The sequence below is a fragment of the Streptomyces sp. NPDC093094 genome (assembly GCF_044754345.1).
Taxonomy (GTDB): Bacteria; Actinomycetota; Actinomycetes; order Streptomycetales; family Streptomycetaceae; genus Streptomyces.
The window spans coordinates 318,057-334,060 of the sequence record NZ_JBIVOX010000003.1 but is presented as its reverse complement, the minus strand read 5'-3'; the positions used below and the strand labels follow the sequence as shown (position 1 = coordinate 334,060).

Here is a 16,004-nt window from a genome sequence, read left to right as displayed (position 1 = left end):
TCGACCGGAGCAACCGGTCAGGATCGGAGAAGCCTCCGCCGCACGGCCGGGCCTAGCGTGGGACCACCGGCGCACAACGGGCGCCGGATCACACGGCACAGCACGGAGGAGTACGCCATGACCGCCGGCCTGAGGACGATCGTCTACCCCGTCAAGGACCTGGAGAAGGCCAAGGCCCTGTTCGGCGCCCTGCTGGGCGTGGAGCCGTACGCGGACGAGCCCTACTACGTCGGCTACAAGGACGCCGGCCAGGACATCGGACTCGACCCCGACGGCCACGCCCAGGGCATGACCGGCCCGGTCCCCTTCTGGCACGTCGAGGACGTCCGGGCCACTCTCGCGGCACTGCTGGAGGCCGGGGCACAGACGCTCCAGGACGTGCGGGACGTCGGCGGCGGCCGGCTGATCGCCTCGGTGAAGGACGCGGACGGCAACCTCGTGGGCCTGCTCCAGGACACCGAGGGCTGAAGCCCCACACGCACCATTAGTTGCACGCTCAACGAGTGGCTGGATCGGTGTTACCGTGCGGGTATGGCAGTCAACACGGCCGAGGCCCGGCTGGAAGAGCGGTGGCGGGACATCCTGTCGGTGCACGCGCGCACGATGTGCGAGATCGACCGGGCCCTGCACCCGCACGGCCTGGGCGCGAGCGACTTCGAGGTGCTCGACATCCTCGCCCTCGAACAGCTGTCCGAGGGCGAGCAGTGCCGGGTGCAGAACCTCGCCGGACGGGTGCATCTCAGCCAGAGCGCGCTGTCCCGGCTGATCGGCCGGCTGGAGAAGGACGGGCTCGTCGAACGCTCCGTGTGCGCGGAGGACCGGCGCGGTGTGTGGGTGACGCTCACCCGCAGGGGCCGCGATCTGCACACGGAGGTGCTGCCGCTCCAGCGGGCCGTGCTGGCCCGCATGCTGGGTTCCGCCGAGGACGTCACGGACCAGGTCGTCCAGGGCCCGTGACCTCGCTGCCCTGACCGCCCTGCCGTCCCGGCCGCCCCGTGCACGGGACTCCACGGGGCTCCGGCCCCCTTCACCGGGTCCGGCCTCCTCACAGAAGCAGCTCGGCCCCGTCCGCCAGGACCTCGACCCCGCCGGACCCGGACCCCGTCCCCAGGAGCGGGTCCGTCATGCCGAGCCGGACGGCGACCGTACGGGCCGACGGCGCGGGCGTCCGGCCGCCGGCGAGCAGGGCCGCGTCCAGCAGGGCGCAGTCGGCCGTGGCGAGGGCCTCGTCCAGGCCGGGCCGGGCCGGGTCCGCGCGGGGCGCGTACACGAGCACACCCCCGGTGGCCAGATCCTCCACCCGGTAGGCGGTCGCCCAGCGGGGGTCCGCCGCCCGGCCCGGCAGATACCCGGGAGGCCGTGCGCCGACGGCGTACGCGGTGACGACGAGCCCGCCGGAGAGCACGAAACCGCCCTCCGCGGGCCCGTCGCGCCACTCCCAGGGCGCGTACCGGCCGAGCACCTCCCGCGCGGGGGCGAGCGCGTCGAGGACCGGCGCGGCGGCGTGGACGGTGAGCCCGGCCGCGCCGCGCAGCACGGACAGCCCGGCGGCCTGGGCGGGCTCGGCTCCCGTGAGCAGCACTCCGCGCACCGGGGCGGACCGTCCGGCGGGGCCCGGCCACAGCGCGGGCACCGCGGTGAGCTGGGCGCGCAGATCGGGTGAGGCGTCGAGCAGCCACCAGTCGCGGGAGTTCCCGGTGACGGCCGCGGCCGTCTGGGTGCGGGCGGGCACCTTGCCGTCGCGGGCCGCCGCGCACCGCGCGCAGACACAGTCCCATCGCGGGATGCCGCCGTCGGCGGCGGTGCCGAGCAGGACGACCCTCAAGACGATCCCCGTTTCTCGCTCGCGGCGGGTGCTCCCGCTGAGGTCTTCCCGCGCGGAACGGCCGGAGCACCCCGGCGCGGGGGACTTTTCCGGCCGTTCTCGTCACGGGTGAGGGCGGTGTCAGCCCTGGGGGCGGCCCAGCAGGGAGCGGACACCCTCCGGGGTCAGGGTCAGGCCGTGCTCGGAGGCCGCGTCGATCGTCAGGGACAGCCTCTCGGCCGCGGGCCACTGGGAGGCGAGGGCGCCCAGCGGGACGAGACGGTAGCGGGAGACGTACGGCAGCAGGTCGGTCATCTCCGGCTCGGACGTGAACACGGGCACCACGGGGTCTCCGCCCGGATGCTCGATGACGGGAAGGGTCACCGTCGTGGGGTCGGTGGCCTCCGCCTCGGTGGCGTCGTCGGGCACGGGCACCAGCACCTGGCTGTCGGCCAGGGTGTCCAGTGCCGCCTTGTCCTCGGTGTTCAGGGCCAGCGCGTCCAGTGCGCGCGCGGCGGGCGTGTGGTGGTCGCGGTGCGCGGGTGTGTCCATGGTGTTTTCCCTGGTGGCGGCGGCGTGGGGGCATGTCCGGGGAAGATCCGCCCCGGCGCGGTGTCCCCCGCGTACCCGGTCCGGCCCGGACCATGCCGGTGGCCCGGCGACCGCCCTGCGGACCGTCCGCCGGGAACCGGGGGCTGCCGGGTGACCGTGCTGCCGGGTGACCGTGCTGCCGGGTGACCGTGCTCCCCGGCGTCGGCGGTCCCCGCCCTCGGGGTGACCGGGCGGCCGGACGCGCCGGTGCGGTCACGGACGGCCGTCCGGAGCTCCTCTCCCTCATGGACGGTGACGTTCCCGGTCCGGAGAGCCGGAGAGAGCGCCGTCGCCGTGGGGCGGCCGGGCCGCCCCGGCCGTCCGGGGTGCCGCCCGGTCCGCCTCCCGGCCGACGCGCCACCGCCCGCACGCCCTCACCGATCAGTCCCGGCCATGGCGACGCGAGAGTCTTCCGGGGTTCGGGGGCCGTCCGTATGCTCCTGCGCCCACCCAGGGGTCACCTACGGCAAAGGGGCTGCGTCATGGGGCGGTTCAGCGAGGGCAGAGGCAGTGGGCGGCGCGGGTTCCTGGCCGGGGCGGCCGCGGCGGCGGCGGGCCTCCCCGCGGCCGGGCCCGCGGCCGCCGCTGCGGCGGGAGCGGCGACCGGTACAGAGGTCACGGAGGTCACGGAGGTCACGGAGGTCACGAAGACCGCGGACGGGACCGCGGTCGCCGTGCTCGGCGGCGGTGTCGCCGGTCTGACGGCCGCTCATGAACTGGCCGAGCGCGGGTTCCGGGTGACGGTGTACGAGCGCCGCGCGCTGGGCGGCAAGGCGCGCTCCATGGACGTACCCGGCAGCGCGCGCGGCGGACGCCGGCCCCTGCCCGCGGAGCACGGCTTCCGCTTCATCCCGGGCATCTACCACAACCTGCCGGACACGATGCGGCGCATCCCCTTCCCCGGCAACGCGAACGGCGTCTGGGACAACCTCGTGGCCCCGCCCGAGATGTCGTTCGCCCGCACCGGCCGCGAGGATCTGCGCGCGCCGCTGCCCTGGCCCGGCCACCGGGGCGCGGAGCTGACCCTGGACGAGATCCGCAGAGCGCTGACCGCGCTGCTGGAGACCGTGTCGAACATCCCGCCGCACGAGGTGGTGTACTTCGTGAACCGGATCGCCGTCTTCCTCACCAGCTGCGACGAGCGGCGCAACGGCACCTGGGAGGCCCGTCCCTGGTGGGACTTCACCGGCGCCGCCCGGATGTCGCGCGACTACCAGCGCGTCCTCGCCGTCGGGGTCACCCGCAACATCGTCGCCACCAAGGCCGAGGAGGCGTCCACCCGCACGGTCGGCTCCCTGCTGGAGGCGTTCCTGTTCAACGCGCTCGGCCGCGGCGCCGACGGACCGCTGGACCGGATCCTGGACGCTCCCACCAACGAGGCGTGGATCGATCCCTGGACCGCCCATCTGAGGTCGCTGGGCGTGGAGTTCAGGATCGGCTGGACCGTACGGGAGGTGCTGTACGGCGACGGCCGGGTGACGGGCGCGCTGATCGAGGACCCGCAGGGCGTCCGGCAGCGCGTGACGGCCGACCACTACATCTGCGCGATGCCGGTCGAACACGCCCGCCGCACCTGGGGCCCCGCCCTGCGCGCGGCCGACCCCCAGCTGGCCCGCTGTGACGCCCTGCGCACCGACTGGATGACGGGCATCCAGTTCTATCTGACGGAGTCGGCCCCGCTGCTGCGCGGGCACCTCAACCTCGTCGACTCCCCCTGGTCGCTGACGGCGATCCAGCAGGCCGAGCACTGGCCCGGCCGTGACTTCCCCGCGGACTACGGCGACGGCACGGCGGTGAACTGCCTCTCCGTCGACATCTCCGAGTGGGACAAGGAGGGCGTCCTCTACGGCAGGACGGCCAAGCAGTGCACCCGGGAGCAGGTCGCCCGCGAGGTGTGGGCCCAGCTGAAGGCCGCGCTCAACGACACCGGCCGCACGGTCCTGAGGGACGGCGCGCTGCACTCGTGGCACCTCGACCCGGGGGTGTCGGGGCTCGGCACCCCGGCCCCGGCCAACGACGACGAACTCCTCATCCATCCGGTGGGCACCTTCCACAACCGCCCCTCGGCCCGCACCCGTGTCCCGAACTTCTATCTCGCCGGGGACTATGTGGCCGTGGACATCGACCTCGCCACGATGGAGGGCGCCAACGCCTCCGCACGTCAAGCGGTCAACGCCCTTCTGGACCGGACGGGTTCGGCCGCGGCGCGCTGCACGGTCACACCGCTGTTCGAGGCGCCGGAGCTGGCGCCCCTGCGCCGGCACGACCTGACGCGGTACCGGCTCGGGCTGCGCAACGCCCTCGACCTGGGATGACCCGGGGGCCGTGACCCGGTGGACAGCTCCCCCACCGGGTCACGGCCACCGCGTCACGGCCCCCGGGTCACGGCCCCGGGCCGGTCGTCGGGACCGGTCGCCGAGGTCAGTCGCCGGGGAACTCGCCCGCGAACGCGGCGGCCGTCCGCAGCCAGGGCTGCGCCTCCTGCGGGCGCCCCTGGCGCTGCAGGGTGCGGCCCAGCATCAGATGGGCGTAGTGCTCGACGGGGTCGCGTGCGACGACGATCCGCAGCTGCTCCTCGGCGCGGCCGAGTTGCGCCGAGTGGTAGTAGGCGCGGGCCAGCAGCAGCCGCGGCCCGGTCTGTTCCGGGACCTCGTCGACGACGGCGGCCAGCAGCCGGGCGGCACCGGCGTAGTCCCGGGCGTCGAACAGCAGCCGCGCCCGCTCCCAGCGCTCGGCGGTGCTCTCCTCGCGCGGCGCGCCGGGGCCGTTGTCGAACAGGTGCAGGGCGCTCGCCCAGCGGTCCGGCGCGACGCCGTCGCCCGGGGCGAAGCCGGTGAGGTCGCGGTTCATCGTTCCTCCGTTCAGACCGTTCAGGCATCAGCTGCCTGCCGGAACGCCTGCCCGGCCGCCCCTATTCCGCTCACTCCTCCAGCAGCCGCCGGGCCTGCGAGAGGAGGTGGAGCAGTTCGGCGCGCGAGGGTTCGGCCGGGGAGGCGGCCCGGGGTGCGTGGGTGGTCAGGACGTGCAGGGCGACGGCCGCCTGGCGGGCGAAGAGGCACAGCAGGTCCAGCTCCGGAAGGCCGGACCGGGCCTGCGGAGAGGGGTCGAGCACCTCCAGGACGCCGAGCACGCGGTCGCCGCGGACGAGCGGGGCGGCCATCAGGGCGTCGGGGACGTAACCGGTGGACTCGGCGATGTCCCGGTCGAAGGCGGTGCTGCGGTGCAGGTCGTCGACCACCATCGGCTCTCCCGCGGCGGCGACCCATCCGGCGATGCCCCGGCCCGCCGCGAACCGCCGGCCCACCAGGAACTCCTGCCCCTGCCCGGAGACGGCCTCGAAGACGAGTTCGTCCGTCGCGGCCTCCAGCAGCAGGACGGAGCTGGCCTGGGCGCCGAAGAGGGCTCGCGCGGTGTCGACCACCGACTGCAGGAGCTCCGCCAGGGCCGGGTCCGGCCGGGGTGTCGGGGACGCGACGGGGGTGATCGGCTGGGCCATGTGGGGTTCCCTTCCGGCGCCGGTCGTCACCGGCGTCCGTGGACACGGACGTTGGCTGCGGACAGGTACAGGGCGTTCTTCAGCTGGAACGGCGTCAGCCGCGGGCGGCTGGACAGGATCCGCGCGCACAGTCCCGCGACGAACGGGGTGGCGAAGCTGTTGCCGGAGCTGCGGATCGACGTGCCGCCGAGCCAGGCCACCTCGACGCGCTGCCCGGGGGCGAAGAACTCCACCGGCGGCTCGGGGTTGTAGAGGTGGAGGTCGGGGTCGTCCTCCTGGTGGCTGCCGACCGAGATCACCGAGGAGAAGCGCCAGGGGAAGCTCTCCACGTGCGTGTTGTGCGCCGCGGCGACGATCACCGTGCGGTGGAAGTACGCCTCGTCGGCCAGCCGGCGCAGCTCCGCCGCGAAGCGCTCGTGGCTGGTGGACAGGCTGAGGTTCACCACGTCGAACCGCTGCCGCACCGCCCACCGGATCCCTTCGAGCAGGACGTCCCCGCTGCCGGAGAAGCGCTCACCGAGCACCCGTACGCTGGTCAGCTCGCAGTCCGGCGCGGTGCGGCGGATGATCCCGGCGCAGGCGGTGCCGTGACCGCAGGCGTCGCCCTCCTCCGTCTCCTCGACATGGACCCCGTCGTCGTCCTTGAAGACGCGCCACGAGCCGTCGAGCGGGCCGATCAGGGGGTGGTCCCGTTCGACGCCCGAGTCGACCACGCAGACGCGGACACCCCGGCCGGTGCCGCCGACGAGTCCTCCCTCGGCGGGGTCCGGCGGGCCGTCGGCCTCCACGGGCACGTCCGCGGGGCCCCGGCCGCGCAGGCCCCAGGTGAGGGCGGGCGCGGGTCGTCGCGCGGTGGTCATCGCGGTGTCTCCTGTCCGGCTCCGGTGGCCCGTACGGCGGCGGGGCGGGGCTCCGGCGGCCGGTCCCGGCAGCGGGCGGCCACGGCCTCGGCCTGGCGCACGGCGGGCAGATGGCCCTTGGCGCCGAAGCACCGCAGGGCCCGCGCCGCCGCCTCGGCCGCCTCGGCCGGCCGCTCCAGGTCCAGGGCGGCGCGGGCGTGGTCGAGGGCGGCGAGGCCCTGCACCACGGGCGAGTCGGTGCGGGCCGCGGTGGCGAGCGCGCGTGCCGAGAGCCGGTCCGCGGTGGCGGCCTCACCGCGTGCGGCGGCCAGCCGGGCGCGCAGACCGTCGAGGTCGGCCGACTCGGCGTGCGGCCGGGCCGGTTGCGTCCGCTGCGTCTCCAGTTCGGTGAGGGCGCCGAGCGCGGCGCTCCGGTCGCCGAGGTCCAGCCGGATACGGGCGGCGTCCAGCAGGGCACCGCGCAGCAGGGCCGCGGCGCCCAGGTCCCGGGCGGCGGCGGCGGCCCGCTCCAGGCTCACGAGGGCCTCCTGCGGGCGGCCTCCCAGGTCGTCGACGGTCGCGGCGAAGATCGGCAGGAAGGCATCGGCCTCCGCGTAGCCGAGCCGCTTCGCCAGACGCCCGGCCTCCGCGAGGCAGGCCCTGGCCCCGGCGCGGTCGTCGTGCAGGGCCAGCAGCACCGCGAGCGGGCAGTTGAGCGTCAGCCGGACGGCCCGGCGGCCCGGCCCCTGCTCGGCGAGGAGTGCCCGGCAGCGGGTGAGGGCGTCCGGGACCGGCTGGGGACCGCGCCAGAGGGAGACGCCCAGCGCGCCGAGGGCCGCGGCCCGCTCCGGCTCGGCGTCGGCGTGCACCGCGTGGTCCGTGGCCCGGGCCAGCAGCCGTTCGGCCGTCCCGTGCCGGCCCTGTTCCTGGGCGCGCTGCGCGAGCCGCAGACAGGCTCTGGCCTGGCCGAGTTCGTCGCCGGCGGCCGCGAAGACGGGCAGGACGGCGCCGGCGGTGTCGGCCGGTGACCCGCTCTCGTCCGTCCGCCCGCCGGCGAAGGCCAGGGCGAGGCGCGCGTGGGCCTCTTCGACCGGGTCGCCGCCCCCGGCCAGCACCTCCTCCAGCAGCGCCCGGCCCTGCGGTCCGCGCCCGAGGTCCAGCAGCGTCTGTCCGAGGCGCCGGCGGGTCGCCGTGCTGCCGGGCTCGCCCGCCTCGTACCGGGCGGCGGCCCTGGAGAGCAGGTCGGCGGCCCACACGGGGTCGGCATGGGCGAGCGCCAGCCGGCCGGCCTCGGCGAGGGCGTCCGCGGCGCGCAGCCGCAGCCCGTCGGTGTGCGCGTCCTGGGCGCCCAGTTCGGCCCGGTAGCGGTACGCCTGTTCCAGGTGGGCGCCGACCGCGGCGCCGCCGCGTGCCCGCACCGACGCCAGGCGTGCCGCCCGTTCGTGCCGGTCGGCCCGGTCCTGCTTGGACTGGCTGGCGTAGACGACCTCCTGGATCAGCCCTCCGGCGAAGCGGAAGACCTCGCCGTCCGGCCGGATCAGACGGTGCCGGACCAGGCGGTGCAGGGTGGAGCGGAGCCCGGAGCCGGTCCACGGCTGCGCGGAAGGTCCGGCGAGGGCGGTCAGTTCCGCGGCGGTGAAGTCGCCGCCCAGGACCGACGCCAGGCCCAGGGCGCGGTGTTCGGGCGGGTCGAGCGCGTCGATCCGGGCGCCGATCAGCGCCTGGAGCGGGAGCGGGACGCTGTCGGCGTCGACGGACCCGCCGGCGAGGAGCAGCTGTTCCAGGTGCAGCGGATTCCCGCCCACCCGTGCCAGGACCGCGGGGGCGAGCGGTTCGCCGTCGCCCGTCCGTCCGGTCAGCTCGGCCGCGAGCAGTTGCGCCTCGGCGTCGGACAGACCGCCGAGCGGTACGGAGTCCAGGGCCGTCTCGGGCCGCACGTCGAACAGCTGGGGGCGGGTGAGCAGGACGATCAGCACGGGCGCGTCGGTCAGGGCGCGCAGCAGCCGGTCGAGGGCGTCGAAGAGCGGCTGCGCGGCCCAGTGGCAGTCGTCGAGGACCAGCACGACGGGCCCGTTCCCGCCCAGGTCGGCGAGGACCTTGGCGAGCGCGGCGCAGGTGTCGGCCGGTGACGGGTTGGGGGTGCCGTCCAGGAGCAGGCCCTGGCGCAGCAGGTCCAGTTCGGGTGACGGCGGGGCGGGGCCGGTCTTCAGCAGATCGGCCACGGCGTCGGCGAGCGGTCCGAGGCTGGGCTGTTCGCCGCGGGCGCGGCAGCGCCCGACACCGTGGCGGGGGCCGTCGGCGCCGTCGGCCGTACGGTGCAGCCAGGCGCGGACGAGCCGGGTCTTGCCCTGGCCCGCCTCGCCTCCCACCACCAGACGGGCGGCCCGGCGGGTGCGGGCGGCACGGTCCAGCGCCGCGTCGAGGAGGTCCAGTTCGCGGGTGCGTCCGACGAAGGCGAGGTCGAAGCGGCGCAGCGCCTCGGGGCCGTCCTCCTCGTCCAGGCCGAGCAGGCGGTGGGCGGTGACCCGGTCGCGCTTGCCCTTGAGCAGCAGCGGGCCGGTCGGTGTGGTGCGGACACCGGGGCCGGCGGCCGCCAGGGTGCCGGGCCCGAGGAGGATCTCGCCCGCGGCGGCGTTCTGCTCCAGACGCGCGGCGACGTTGACCGCCTCGCCGGAGACCATGGCCTGCCGCTCGGTGGCCGAACCCGTGACCACCTGGCCGGTGTTGACGCCGATGCGCATCTCCAGCCGTACGCCGACGGCTTCTTCCAGCCGGGTGTTGAAGCCGTCGAGCGCCTCCCGCATGGCCAGGGCCGCGGCCACCGCGCGGCGGGCGTCGTCCTCGCGGACGGTCGGCACGCCGAAGACGGCCATCACGGCGTCCCCTATGAACTTCTCCACCGTGCCGCCCTGCTCCTCGATCCGCTGCCGCATCAGGTCGAACCAGCGCAGTGTCACCGACCGCAGGGTCTCGGCGTCCAGGGCACCGGACAGCGCCGTGGAACCCACCAGGTCGCCGAAGAGGAGGGTCACCACCTTGCGGCCGGTCGGCCTGGCCGTGACCGGCCCGGGGGCGCAGGGGCTGCCGCAGGAGGGGCAGAACCGGGCGCCGGGCGGAGTGGCGCTCCGGCACGAGGCGCAGGACATGGGTTCCTCCGGGGGGACGGGGCGGCGGCGGTCAGAAGAGGGCGCCCCCCGCCACGTCGGCGTGGGCCTGCACCTCCGGGGCCGCCGCGTCGAGCCGTCCCCGGATGTCCATGAGCAGGGCGAGTTCCTCGGGGGTCAGCGCGGCCACGACCTCCAGCTGCTCCTCGCTGAGGGCGTCGACGTCGAACCCCGCGGCGGTGAGTGCCTCCAGGGTGGGCCGGGGGGCGGCGTTGTCGTTCACGGGTGTCCTTTCGTCAGTCGGCGGCGAGGGCGGTGAAGAGGCGGGCGAGCAGAGCGGCCGTGTGCAGTGCGCTGACACAGACGGTGGTCTGCCGGTGCGCCGGCAGTGCGAGGGCGTCGAGCACCCGGTGCAGGTCGTCGACGTGGCCGCCGTCCAGCTCGGCGTGTTCCCTGAGGGTGCGGAACGCGGCGGCCGGGAGTCCGGTGGTCCGGGCGAGGCGGTCCGCGAGCCGGGGCCCCGGGGCGTTGCCCTCCAGGACGGCGATGTAGCCGAGCAGGGCGACGGGGTGCTCGTGCTCGATGCGGTAGTACTGCGCCCCGGCGAGTTCCACGACGGCCGTGGGGGGCACGGCGGCGGGTCCTGCCCCGACGACGGCCAGATCCTCGAGCAGCCAGGCGTCGTGGTCGCGCTCCTCCTCGGCGTGGCGGGCGCAGTAGACGGCGAGGCGGCGCGCGACCGGGTCGTCCAGCTCGGCGCACCGCGCGGCGGCGCGTTCCAGCAGCGGCACGGACGTCCGTACGAGGGCGTGCATGGCGGCCAGGTAGCGGGGGTAGCGGCGGCGCAGTCCGTCCGGTCGCCACAGGGCCGCGGCGGCGGCCCGCAGGACGGGGGCGGTGGGCGCGAGTCTGGTCTCCAGCGCGAGGGACGCGGCGGCGGGCGCGAGTGCGGTGCCCGGTGCGGGGGACGCGGCGGCGGTCATCGGCCGCTCCCCTCCGGCGCGGCCGGCGACTCGACCAGGTGCGCGTACGGGGCGCAGCCCATGCGGCGCACCAGGGCGGCGGGTCCGGCGGCGAGCTGCGTCTGCGCGCCGAGCCGGTCGAGGAGTTCCCCGACCCGGCCGCCGGCGTCCCGGGCCGCGCCCGCGAGGACGTCGGGCCGGTCGGCGAGCGCGTGGCAGGCACGGCAGTAGCCCGCCGGGGCGGGCGCGGTGCCGGAGCGGGCGTGCATCCGCAGCGGTCCGACGGTGCGCAGCATGCGCAGCACCGGGGAGCCGAGGGAGCGGGCGCGGACGGTCTGCCAGTCGTCGTCGGCGATGTGTCCGAGCCGCAGGTGCGGGGGCACGGGCCGCAGGTCCACCGTCCACTGGTTGCAGCAGGCGGTCACGGTCCCGTCGAAGGCGACGACCGGCCAGGCCGCGAGGGTGCACGGCGCGGCGACGGTGCCTTGCGGACCGGGCGGGGTCACCGGTACGAGACCCCCGGCGGCCCGGCCCAGCGGCCGTGTCTCGTTGACCAGCAGGGGGACCCGGGTCCCGAAGGTCCGGTGGACGTCCGCGACGGCGTCCGCCGTGTAGGGGTCGTCGGGGCCGTTCGCGGTGAGGTGGACGCTGACCGGGGTCCCGGCGTCGAGCACGGCGCGCAGGGCGCTCAGCACGTGCGGGCGCGGGATCTCGCGTTCGTGGTGGACGTCCATGCTGGCCGAGAAGTGGTCGAGGGCCGTGATCGCCCGCATGATCCGGTCCGGGACGCGGCCGTCGCGGGCGAAGAACATCCCGCTGAGCAGGGCCACCCGGGTGCCCTTGGCCTGGGCGAGGCGGGTCAGCCGGACGGCGAGTTCCGGCAGCAGCAGGGGTTCGCCTCCCGTCAGCATGACCGCCTCGGGGCGGTCGTCCGTGCCGAACGAGGCGACGAAGCGCAGCAGTTGCTCCGGGTCGGGCCGCTCGGAGACCGACGGCGAGGATCCGGTGGAGCAGTGCGCGCAGCTCATGGGGCAGCGGCGGGTCAGCGCCACCAGGAGGCCGCCGCAGGGCACAGGGCGCAGGCCGATGAGCTCCGCCAGGTCCACGTCGCCTCCTCCGGGTCGGCCGCCGCACGCTCGTGCCGCGCGCGGGGCATGGCCCGGATCGTGCCCGGGCGCGGCACACTTCCGGTTCACGAACGCCTGGGGATCGGTTAAGTCCCAGGCCGGCGCCGCCGGAACCCTGGGTGCGGCGGGGCGGGCGGCGGGGCTGCGGGGCCGTCACGGGCCCGCGTCGTCGGGGTATACCGGCGCCGAACCGGCGGCCAGGTGTTCCCATACCGGGCGTCCGTACGTTCTTCTCAGCCGGCGCAGCGACGCCGTCGACCAAGGAGGATCACATGCCCGAGAACACGAACCCCGAGTCGACCGAGAACGAGGACATCGAGGTCGTCGCGCACAGCGAGGACGAAGAGGCCGAGGCCGGCTGCGTCGTCAACCACTCCAGCGAGCTCAACTGACACCTCGTCACTGAGTTCTGAGCACCGCGCGGGCCCCCCGGTTCCCGGCAGACCCTGTCAGGAACCGGGGGCCCGCGGCCACCTCGGCAGCGGACCGGTCACATCGAGGGAGCGGCACGTCGTGAAGATCCTTCTCTGCCCGCTCAGCGACGGCGGCTATCTCTACCCGGTGATCGCGGCCGGCCGGGAACTGCGGCGCCGGGGTCATGACGTGGGTGTGCTGGGCCGGTCCACCGCGGCACCCGTCGCGGCGGACGCCGGGCTGCCGTTCGCGGCGGCGGAGGACTTCGGCGGCCGCCGGGCCTTCTCCGCCACGTGGTGGGGGCCGAGCGGTCCGGCGCAGTACCGCGCGACCGTGCGCGCGGCCCGGGAGACGGGCGCCGACCTGCTGGTCACCTCCGTGCTGTGCACCGGGGCCCTGCTCGCCGCCGAGACCCTGGACGTCCCGGTGGTGGTGGTCGGGCTGTCGGTCCATCTGTGGGACTACCGCTCGGGGGGAGACGGTGAGCCGCAGCTGGGCCGGACCCGGGACAGCCGGACCCGGGACTGCCTGCGGTTCTACACCGACCTGCGGGAGCAGGCCGGTCTGTCGGGGCGTGCCTCCCGCTGGGAGGACGGACCGCTGCTGGGCGACGCCCTGCTGCTGCGCGGGGACCCGGAGCTGGAGCATCCGGGGGCGCGGCTCCCCGGGCGGGTGCGGCACGTGGGGCCGCTGTCCTGGGAGCCGCGGCCCGACGCGGCGGACGTCGAGGAGATCGAGGACCGTCTGAGGCGGTCCGGCAAACCCGTCGTCTATGTGCATCTGGGCCGGTTCTTCGAGGGCAGGAGCCTGTGGCCCCGGCTCAACGAGGCGTTCACCGGCGGCCGGTTCCAGGCCGTGGTGGAGCAGGGCCGGTCCACCGATCCGCGGCCCGCGCCGGGCGCCGACATCCTGCTCGTCCGGAAGCGATGGATGGGGCCGCTCGTCGACCGCGCCGGACTGGTGCTGAGCAACGGCACCTCCGCGCCGGTGCTCGCCGCGCTGCTGCGCGGTCTGCCTCTCGCTCTGTCGCCCAACGGCTCGGAGCAGCCCCTGCTCACCGGCGCCTGTCTGCGGACCGGCGTCGCCGTCCATTTTTCCAAGAGCCCGTCCGTGCGGGCTTCGGCGGTGCTGGAGTCCGCGTGGCGCGACGAGGCTCTGCGGGGCCGCGCCCGGGTGCTCGGCGCCCGGCTGGCCGCCGTGGACAGCGCGGCGCGCGCGGCCGACGCCGTCGAGCGGGTGGCCGGGACCGCCGCCGGGGTCTCCTCCGCCGGGACCGCCACCGGGGCCTCCTCCACCGGGACCGCCACCACGGTCTCCCGGTCCGGGACCGCCGCCGGGGCGCCCGCCGGCTCCCCCGGCGCCTCCTCCGCCGGGGCGCCCGTCCCTCCCCCGGCCGGGGCCACCGCTTCCTCGAAGGAGAACTATGAGTACGCGACCAGCAGACCTCGATGAGGCCGTGACCAGCCTGTCGGCGGGAGCACGGGGGTGGGTCGGGCGGCACGCCGCCTACCTCGACTCCCCGGCCGCGCACGCCGAGCTGCCGGTGACCCCGCGCGTGAAGGCTCTCCTCCAGCTGGCGATGCTCCGCCGCTACTGGGAGAGGTGCGCTCCCTCGGACCCCGCCCTGGCGGAGGTGACCGCGGTGGTCGAACAGGTCTGGCGGCGCCCGGACTTCCCGCGTCTGCTGGCCCTGGAGAGCAGGTACACACGGCAGTTCGAGCTGATGTACGCGGCGCTGGCGCCACCCGGCGCCGCCACCGGGGCACCCGCGGCCGTCCGGGCCCGGCTGGCGTACGGCAGCTACCTGGCACCGGGTCGCAAACCGCCGTTCCTCCACCTGGAGGCGAGGTTCTACGCCGAGACGGCCGGTCTGGGACACCGGTTCGCGACGTACGAGGAGCTGTACGAGGCGAGCCCGCTGCCCCGGGCCGGCACGCTGCCGGCCGCCGATCTCGACGGCTGCCTGGTCGCCCACACCCTCTTCTACCTGAGCGACTTCGGCTTCCGCGATCCCGGTCTCACGGGGGAGGACCGGGACCGGGCGCTGCGCGTGGTGGAACGGCTGACCGACCACTGTACGGGTCTGGGCGACTGGGACGTCGTGGCGAAGCTGCTGCTCGCCCAGCACTGTCTGGGCGCGGATCCGCGACGGACCGCGTCGGGCGCGGCCGGCCTGCGGATGCTCGTCGGGGCGCAGGTTCCCGACGGGGCGGTCCCCGGGCGCTGCGCCGCCGAGCGGCCCTCGGCCGGGGCGACGCCCGTGGAGCGTTTCAGGAAGTCCTACAAGGTGACCCTCGTCGTGGCGCTGATGACACTGATCGTCACCGGCGGCCGGGCGGAGGAGCCTTCCCTGACCGGGGCGGCGTCCCTGCGGGAGGCACGATGAGCATCGACCGAGCGGTGGGCACAGGCACGGCGGCGGGAGCCGGCGGGGTCCTGGGCCTCGGCCGGACCGTGCGCTCCGCACCGGCGGGGGCCCCCGGCGGGACCGCGGTCCTCCCTTCCGGGGCACGTCTCCTCAAGGGCGCGCGGAACTGGTGGTTCCTCGGTCCGGGCGGGGTGGCCCGGCTGGGCGAGCGGCACGTCACCGCCGACGGGGCCCTGCTCCCCGGGGCGGAGCAGCGGCTGCGGGAGAGCGGCATGTTCACCGCGCCCGGGATCCACGCGTACGCGCTGACCGTCCTCACCAGCACCCACTGCAACCTGGGCTGCGGATACTGCTTCCAGAACACCGCCCAGGACGAGGGCGGCGGAAGCCGGCCGCCGCGGATCGGACGCAGCCGCCTCACCTCGGAGACGATCACCTCGATCCTCGGCTTCACCGAGCGGCGGATGACGGCCGCCGGCCTGGACAGGCTCAGGATCCTGCTGTTCGGCGGCGAGCCCCTGCTCAATCCGCGCGGCTGCACGGAACTGCTGGAGCGCGCCGCGCGGATCGCGCCGGTCTCGGCCTGGATGATCTCCAACGCCACCCTGCTCACCCCGTCCCTGGCCCGCCGGCTCGCCGGTCTGGGACTGACGTCGGTCCAGGTCACCTTCGACGGGGACCGCGGCGACCACGACCGGATCCGGGTGGGCCGGGCCGACGGCGGCGCCACCTTCGACAAGATCGTCCGCAACATCGTGAAGGCGTCCGAGGCGACGCCGATCAGCTGGACCCTGCGGGTGAACGTCTCCCAGGAGACCTTCCACGGTGTCGACGCCCTGATCGACCGGCTCGCCGCCACGCTCGACCCCGCCCGGTGCACGCTGTACTTCGCCCGCATCGGCGACGTGGGCGTCGGCTACGCCAACAGCCTGCTGCACACGGGCGAACTGGCGGCCTCCTTCGTCCGGTGGCAGCGCCGGGCGCTCGACCTCGGGTTCACGGTGAGCCGGCCCGGTGCCCGCAAGACCTGTGTCACCTGCGGCCACACCGACGGCCGCTACGGCGCGGTGGTGAGCGCGGACGGCACCCTGGCGAGCTGCTGGGAGACCGCGGGCAAACCCGACTGGGAGGTCGGCACGGTCACCGACGGCTATCTGCCCGGCGCGGTGACCCGTGACCGCTGGGTCGCCTGCCAGGACCTGTACCGCTACGACGAGGACGCGGCGACGCTCGCGAGGTTCCGGGACTCCGTCGACACGGCCCTGCTCGACCATCTGCACGAGACGGGGCGCCTGTAGA

The 16,004-nt window shown here is 75.5% G+C and carries 15 protein-coding genes; 6 read left to right on the top strand and 9 right to left on the bottom strand.

Annotated elements, in window-relative coordinates; translation table 11 throughout:
* Positions 1-117 precede the first annotated feature (117 nt).
* Together ACIQGV_RS07565 and ACIQGV_RS07560 are read left to right on the top strand one after the other, a co-directional pair.
* Entirely contained in the window at positions 118-468 is a 351-nt protein-coding gene (locus ACIQGV_RS07565; RefSeq protein ID WP_402491879.1) for a VOC family protein, read from the top strand.
* Positions 469-531: 63 nt separating this feature from the next.
* Complete coding sequence (locus ACIQGV_RS07560; protein ID WP_402491876.1) at positions 532-957, top strand: MarR family winged helix-turn-helix transcriptional regulator; 426 nt, start codon at positions 532-534, stop codon at positions 955-957.
* A gap of 88 nt (positions 958-1,045) precedes the next feature.
* On the opposite strand, the gene ACIQGV_RS07555 is transcribed toward ACIQGV_RS07560, so the two are convergent.
* Both ACIQGV_RS07555 and ACIQGV_RS07550 read right to left on the bottom strand, forming a co-directional pair.
* A complete protein-coding gene (locus tag ACIQGV_RS07555; RefSeq protein ID WP_402491873.1) occupies positions 1,046-1,825 on the bottom strand; it encodes an MBL fold metallo-hydrolase in 780 nt (259 codons plus the stop codon).
* Between the two features lie 120 nt (positions 1,826-1,945).
* Positions 1,946-2,356: an SseB family protein gene (locus ACIQGV_RS07550; protein ID WP_402491870.1), complete on the bottom strand. Its 411-nt coding sequence runs from the start codon at positions 2,354-2,356 to the stop codon at positions 1,946-1,948.
* Between the two features lie 521 nt (positions 2,357-2,877).
* Here ACIQGV_RS07550 and ACIQGV_RS07545 point away from each other — a divergent pair.
* Positions 2,878-4,710: an FAD-dependent oxidoreductase gene (locus tag ACIQGV_RS07545; protein ID WP_402491867.1), complete on the top strand. Its 1,833-nt coding sequence runs from the start codon at positions 2,878-2,880 to the stop codon at positions 4,708-4,710.
* A gap of 106 nt (positions 4,711-4,816) precedes the next feature.
* On the opposite strand, the gene ACIQGV_RS07540 is transcribed toward ACIQGV_RS07545, so the two are convergent.
* The 7 genes from ACIQGV_RS07540 to ACIQGV_RS07510 form a co-directional block, all read right to left on the bottom strand.
* On the bottom strand, positions 4,817-5,245 hold the full coding sequence (locus ACIQGV_RS07540; protein ID WP_402491865.1) for a tetratricopeptide repeat protein: 429 nt from the start codon (positions 5,243-5,245) through the stop codon (positions 4,817-4,819).
* A gap of 70 nt (positions 5,246-5,315) precedes the next feature.
* A complete protein-coding gene (locus tag ACIQGV_RS07535) occupies positions 5,316-5,891 on the bottom strand; it encodes a GAF domain-containing protein (RefSeq protein ID WP_402491863.1) in 576 nt (191 codons plus the stop codon).
* 26 nt (positions 5,892-5,917) lie between these two features.
* Positions 5,918-6,751, bottom strand: a complete 834-nt coding sequence (locus ACIQGV_RS07530) for a S8 family peptidase (protein WP_402491860.1) — start codon at positions 6,749-6,751, stop codon at positions 5,918-5,920.
* Positions 6,748-9,876 (bottom strand): adenylate/guanylate cyclase domain-containing protein, encoded by a 3,129-nt coding sequence (locus ACIQGV_RS07525; protein WP_402491858.1) that lies wholly within the window; start codon positions 9,874-9,876, stop codon positions 6,748-6,750. The genes ACIQGV_RS07530 and ACIQGV_RS07525 overlap by 4 nt, the downstream gene beginning before the upstream one ends.
* Positions 9,877-9,907: 31 nt before the next feature.
* Positions 9,908-10,117 (bottom strand): aroma-sacti cluster domain-containing protein, encoded by a 210-nt coding sequence (locus ACIQGV_RS07520; RefSeq protein WP_402491855.1) that lies wholly within the window; start codon positions 10,115-10,117, stop codon positions 9,908-9,910.
* 13 nt (positions 10,118-10,130) lie between these two features.
* Positions 10,131-10,817 carry an iron-containing redox enzyme family protein gene (locus ACIQGV_RS07515; protein ID WP_402491853.1) on the bottom strand — a complete coding sequence of 229 codons (687 nt, stop codon included), beginning with the start codon at positions 10,815-10,817 and terminating at the stop codon, positions 10,131-10,133.
* On the bottom strand, positions 10,814-11,902 hold the full coding sequence (locus tag ACIQGV_RS07510; RefSeq protein ID WP_402491850.1) for a radical SAM protein: 1,089 nt from the start codon (positions 11,900-11,902) through the stop codon (positions 10,814-10,816). The genes ACIQGV_RS07515 and ACIQGV_RS07510 overlap by 4 nt, the downstream gene beginning before the upstream one ends.
* A 534-nt stretch (positions 11,903-12,436) precedes the next feature.
* Between ACIQGV_RS07510 and ACIQGV_RS07505 the strand changes: the two genes are divergently transcribed.
* From ACIQGV_RS07505 to ACIQGV_RS07495, 3 genes are read left to right on the top strand one after another with little or no spacing between them, the layout of a single operon-like run.
* Positions 12,437-13,789: a glycosyltransferase gene (locus ACIQGV_RS07505; protein ID WP_402491848.1), complete on the top strand. Its 1,353-nt coding sequence runs from the start codon at positions 12,437-12,439 to the stop codon at positions 13,787-13,789.
* Positions 13,761-14,723 carry a DUF6895 family protein gene (locus ACIQGV_RS07500; RefSeq protein WP_402491846.1) on the top strand — a complete coding sequence of 321 codons (963 nt, stop codon included), beginning with the start codon at positions 13,761-13,763 and terminating at the stop codon, positions 14,721-14,723. Before ACIQGV_RS07505 ends, ACIQGV_RS07500 begins: the two co-directional genes overlap by 29 nt.
* Entirely contained in the window at positions 14,720-16,003 is a 1,284-nt protein-coding gene (locus tag ACIQGV_RS07495) for a radical SAM protein (protein WP_402491843.1), read from the top strand. Before ACIQGV_RS07500 ends, ACIQGV_RS07495 begins: the two co-directional genes overlap by 4 nt.
* Position 16,004: the final 1 nt, after the last annotated feature.